Origin of the sequence: Bacillus gaemokensis (assembly GCF_001590835.1) — a bacterium.
GTDB lineage: Bacteria > Bacillota > Bacilli > Bacillales > Bacillaceae_G > Bacillus_A > Bacillus_A gaemokensis.
The window spans coordinates 1-5176 of sequence record NZ_LTAQ01000050.1 but is presented as its reverse complement, the minus strand read 5'-3'; the positions used below and the strand labels follow the sequence as shown (position 1 = coordinate 5176).

Annotated in this window: 5 protein-coding genes; 4 read left to right on the top strand and 1 reads right to left on the bottom strand. The window is 31.6% G+C overall.

Annotated features, from left to right (window positions below; translation table 11 throughout):
- The 4 genes from AZF08_RS23070 to AZF08_RS31890 all read left to right on the top strand — a co-directional run.
- A partial coding sequence (locus tag AZF08_RS23070; protein WP_153019577.1) for an AMP-binding protein occupies positions 1-1900 on the top strand: 1900 nt, incomplete at its 5' end.
- 417 nt (positions 1901-2317) lie between these two features.
- A complete protein-coding gene (locus AZF08_RS23065) occupies positions 2318-3025 on the top strand; it encodes a thioesterase II family protein (RefSeq protein ID WP_033679206.1) in 708 nt (235 codons plus the stop codon).
- The gene (locus tag AZF08_RS23060; protein WP_051725996.1) at positions 3025-3747 is read left to right on the top strand and encodes a 4'-phosphopantetheinyl transferase family protein; all 723 of its coding nucleotides are present in this window, start codon (positions 3025-3027) and stop codon (positions 3745-3747) included. Before AZF08_RS23065 ends, AZF08_RS23060 begins: the two co-directional genes overlap by 1 nt.
- Positions 3748-3749: 2 nt before the next feature.
- Positions 3750-3881 carry a hypothetical protein gene (locus tag AZF08_RS31890; RefSeq protein ID WP_265182935.1) on the top strand — a complete coding sequence of 44 codons (132 nt, stop codon included), beginning with the start codon at positions 3750-3752 and terminating at the stop codon, positions 3879-3881.
- 403 nt (positions 3882-4284) lie between these two features.
- Here AZF08_RS31890 and AZF08_RS23055 read toward each other — a convergent pair whose 3' ends face one another.
- Entirely contained in the window at positions 4285-5067 is a 783-nt protein-coding gene (locus AZF08_RS23055) for an IS3 family transposase (protein ID WP_063177387.1), read from the bottom strand.
- Between the last annotated feature and the right edge of the window lie 109 nt (positions 5068-5176).

The following is a 5176-nucleotide window of genomic DNA, read 5'->3' as shown; positions in this document are numbered from 1 at the left end:
CTTATTCTTTGGAGCGACCTTATATATACCTTCAAAGTCAGTGATTTTAGATTACCATTTATTTAATCATTTTATGAATGAAAATAAAATTACAACAGCTACTTTACCTCCAGCGTATGCGACTTACTTGGAACCAAACCAAATACCATTTTTAAAGAAGCTTATAACTGCTGGATCCTCTTCTTCCATTCAGTTAGTGAATAAATGGAGAGATCATGTAATGTATGTAAATGCTTATGGTCCAACTGAAGATTCTATTTGTTCAACGGTTTGGACAAGTCGAGATGAGTTAGCTGACAATAAGTGTATTCCTATTGGTCGCCCAATTTATAATCATCAGGTTTATATTATGGATAAAGCCGGACAATTGTTACCTATCGGTGTAGCAGGAGAACTGTGTATAGCTGGATCAGGGGTGGCGCGAGGTTATTTAAATCGTCTAGATTTGACAAAAGAAAAATTTGTAGAAAATCCATTTAGTCCAGAAGAAAAGATGTATAAAACTGGTGATTTGGCAAGATGGTTACCGGATGGAAATATCGAATATTTAGGAAGAATGGATCATCAGGTCAAAATCCGTGGTAATCGGATTGAAATTGGTGAAGTAGAGACGGAACTCCTGAAAATAGAAATGATTCAAGAGGCCATTATAATTGCTCAAGAAGATAAAGATGGATTAAAACAATTGTGTGCGTATTATGTTGGAGATGATTCACTAACGGTTGGAAAACAAGAAGATAAAGATGGATTAAAACAATTGTGTGCGTATTATGTTGGAGATGATTCACTAACGGTTGGAAAACTTAGAAGTGAACTTTCAAAAGAACTCCCGAATTATATGATTCCATCGTACTTTGTAAAACTTACACAAATGCCATTAACACCTAATGGGAAAGTTGATCGAAAAGTATTACTTGAATTGGAAGGGAATTTACAAACAGGAATGGAATACGAAGCGCCTCGAACAGTTGTAGAGGTACGCTTGGCTGAAATATGGAAAGAAGTACTTGGTTTGGAACAAATCGGTATAAGGGAAAATTTCTTTGATATCGGAGGACATTCTTTAAAGGTGTTACAATTAATTCGGAAAGTGTCCCAAAGTATTGGAGTGAATTTACCTTATCGAGTAGTATTCGATACACCTACTATTGAAACAATGGCGCAGCAAATAATGAAATCCCAGTTAGGAATGGAAAAAAACACTAATTTCTTAAAGTTAAACGATAAGGGCTATATAAATATTTTTTGTTTTCCTTCTACAATATCAGGACTTGGTATGGAATATTTTGAAATGGCTAAAAGACTAGAAAATCAATGTGTCCTATACGCTTATGACTTTATTGATTATTACTCAAATTACGTAGACATGATTAATGAGTATGTGGAATCAATTGTTAGCATTCAGGAACAAGGGCCGTATGTATTTCTTGGATACTCAGCAGGAGGTAATCTGGCATTTGAGATTGCTAAAGTCATGGAGCAAAAGGGGCTTGAAATATCTGATATTATTATGTTAGATACATCATTGATGAATCCTGAGATGCAAAAATTGCGGGAAGAATTATTAGAAAGTGACATGGATAATAATGAAAATATCTCAGAATGGTTTAAACAAGTTCAAGATATTCCATCTGTAAAAAATAAATCATATTGCTATGAAAAATATATGAAACAATTGAATAATTCTGGAATAGTACAATCTAACATTCATAACTTAGTCGTAAAAGGTTTAGATAAATCTAATTGGTCAAATGCAACAATAAAAACTTACGTAGAATATGAAGGATTTGGAAATCATAATGAACTGCTCAATCGTAAATTTATTGATGCGAATGTAGGAATTATTAAACTTGCATTAAATGAAATAATTGAACGGAATGTTGAAATGAATTTAGTATGATTTTTATGGAGGGATATAGTGAGCGTATCTTTTCTCAATAAATTAGTATAATAAAACGAATGCCAGTGCATGTCAGTTTATTAAGGGGTGTGCACTGGTTTTATTATTGTTAATACTGTTATAGTAACTTGTGAAATTATGTGAAAAACGAAGAGTTATTGATAAAGAATAAACAATAAACAATAAAGGAATTGGATGAATAATCAGAGGGTTAATTGTGGAAATTTAGGAGTGTAAAGAAATAAGTTAAATTAAAAATTTGTTATAGTGAAATCTAATATTATAATTTAAGTATATGAATAAAATTATAAATAAGTATTAAATTGCAGGAAAAGTAGTGTGTAACAAATTTATTCCTCAATTTTTTAGTATAAATATAGATGACTTTCTCTTTGTTTAGAAGGAGGAAATGGAAAAATGAAGTTAATATGTTTACCATATGCGGGTGGTTCAGCTGCTATTTTTAATGGGTGGAAAGCATCTTTATTATCAGAAATTACTCTTGAAAATGTTGAATTAGCAGGAAGAGGAAAGAGATATCGGGAGAATTTCTATACAAGCGTATTCGAAGTGGTAGAAGATATTTATAGTATAATTCATAAAGAATTAGATGACTCTCCTTATGCTATTTTTGGACACAGCATGGGGAGCTTACTTGCTTTTGAATTAGGCCATAAAATTCAGCAAGAGAAGCGTCGTATACCAGAAGCATTCTTTTTCTCTGGTAAAGCTGCACCGAATTTTCTTAATCAAGAAAATGTGCACTTATATGAGAAAGAACGTTTTATTAAAAAAATTTTTAGTTTGGGTGGAACACCTGCTGAATTAATGAAGTATAAAGTCTTATTAGACAGGTATTTACCTATTATAAGGGCGGATTATAAGATTGTAGAGACTTACAAGTTTCAAGATAATCGCCCATTGTTAAATACACCATTTTATATCTTTTATGGAGATGAAGATACCATTACTTTAGACAAAATCAAAGCGTGGGAAAATTATACTAGTAAATCTTGTGAATGGTTTAAATTTGATGGGAACCATTTCTTTATTAAGCAACAAGAAAGGCTAGTAATAAATTTAATAAATAAAATTCTTATAGATAAACCTAATGTAGGCATATAATGATGAATATATATGCAGTAAAGGTACCAAAAGAATTATCTAACTATGAATTTCAATGCTATTTAAATGAAATTTCAAAAGAGAAAAGGGAAAAAGTAATGCGTTATGTTAGGCAAGAAGATGCAATCCGAAGTCTTTTTGGTGAATTATTAATACGAGCAGTTATCAAAAGGGAACGTGGGATTGCAAATGATTTATTACATTTTTCTTATAATGAATATGGTAAACCATATCTTAGCGGGGAATTAGATTTCCATTTTAATATTTCTCATTCCGGTAGTTGGGTAGTATGTGCGACTGACAATAAACCTATTGGTATAGATATCGAATTAATAAAGACAATAGATTTGGAAATTGCGCAGCGTTTCTTTACTAAGGAGGAATATAGATACATAACTAGTCAGCGTGATTATAATCGACTAGCTTGTTTTTATGATTTTTGGACACTTAAAGAGTCTTTTGTTAAGGCAATTGGAAAAGGTTTAATAGTACCTTTAAATTCTTTTTCTATTAATATAACAACAAATAGGAAATTTATTTTAAAGTGCAACATTACTTTTGGATCTTTTTGGTTGAATCAGTATGAAATTGATCCAAAATATAAATTATCCGTATGTTCAATGCACGAGAATTTTCCAAGTGAAGTAATTCAAATTCTATATAGTGATTTAGTAGCGCATTCTTTAGTGTCAAAAATTTGTGAATATGGAAAGGATGAATAAGTGTGAAGTATTTGGGGAAAGCCCTATTTACGGTTGCAAGTTTTACGTTAGTTTATCTAGTTGGTAAGAAAAATGTAGAAAAAGAAGGTTTGTCGAAGAAGTATATTAAAATAAATCGAAGTGCTGTAAAGTAGAATAGCTAAGAATACAAATTAATAAGCAGAGAGTATAATACCATTTGCGCTTTTTATCAGTATTGCAAAGTAGTTATGTTGATTAAAATAGAAGTATTTAATATCCTCATAAATAATAAAATATAAGCTAGATAAGAGGAATTACAGATGTAAAACATTTTGATTCTTGACATGAAAGAAAAATATTAAATTGTATTGTTTAATTCAACAATATTTGTCAACTATAATGGATTAGTATACTTAAACACATATCATAATTATTACTACTAAGTGTATTAGCAGTTGTAGAAAAGGGGAAAAAGAAAATAAGGAAAGCTAGGCGATATTATCCTATCTCATTTAGATAGATAGTAAAAAATGAACAGCTCCCTGTCAAGTAGACAGTGGAAATAATAAAAATACTTTAAGCGGCTTGAACCCTGTATTCCAATGGGCTTAAGCCGTTTAATCTTTCTTGGTAACGTTCGTTATTGTAAAACTGGATATAATCATCTATTGCTTGTTGTAACGTTTCAAATGTTTCATACTTATGCAGGTAATACTTTTCACACTTCAACGTTCCCCAAAACGATTCCATCGGTCCATTATCTATACATTTTCCTATACGTGACATGCTATGAATCATTTGTGCCTTTTCTATTTTTCTCTTAAACCCATTTGACGTATATTGATACCCTCGATCACTATGAATCAATGGATGTTCATTCTCTTTTAATATAGTGATAGCTTGATCCAATGTTCGAAATACCAATTTATTATTGTTTGAATGTCCCAATACATAACTAATAATGGAGCCATCGTAAAGATCTAAAATGGCGCTTAAATATGTTTTCCTTCCGTTTCCTAATTTGAACTCCGTGACATCTGTAACCCATTTTTCATTGGGCTTGCTTGCAGTAAATTCGCGATTCAGTCGGTTTTCAGCGACATATTGCGCAGGTGAAGGAACATAGCGCTTTCTTTTCCGACGAATCACGGACTGTAATCCAGCAATGTGCATTAAGCGATAAATACGTTTGTGATTAAACTTTTTATGATATATCCTATTAATATTTAATTTCATTCTTCGATACCCATAAATGCCTCCTACTCGTTCATAAATAGCTTGAATATCTTGAAGAATTGCTTCATTCTCTAGCTGTTGGCATACGCTGTAGCCATTTATAATAAGCAGCACGAGATACATCGGCAATTTTACATAAAAGGATTACTGCTAGGTTTTCATTCGCATGTAAATCTTGAATCGCTCTATATTTATATTGTAGACGAACGCTTGTTAATGACGCCTCCTTTCG

Excerpts from the sequence above, each read along its gene's own strand:
- AZF08_RS23065 (WP_033679206.1), top strand. The coding sequence starts at position 2,318 with ATGAAGTTAATATGTTTACCATATGCGGGTGGTTCAGCTGCTATTTTT.
- AZF08_RS23060 (WP_051725996.1), top strand. The coding sequence starts at position 3,025 with ATGATGAATATATATGCAGTAAAGGTACCAAAAGAATTATCTAACTAT.
- AZF08_RS23055 (WP_063177387.1), bottom strand. The coding sequence starts at position 5,067 with ATGTATCTCGTGCTGCTTATTATAAATGGCTACAGCGTATGCCAACAG.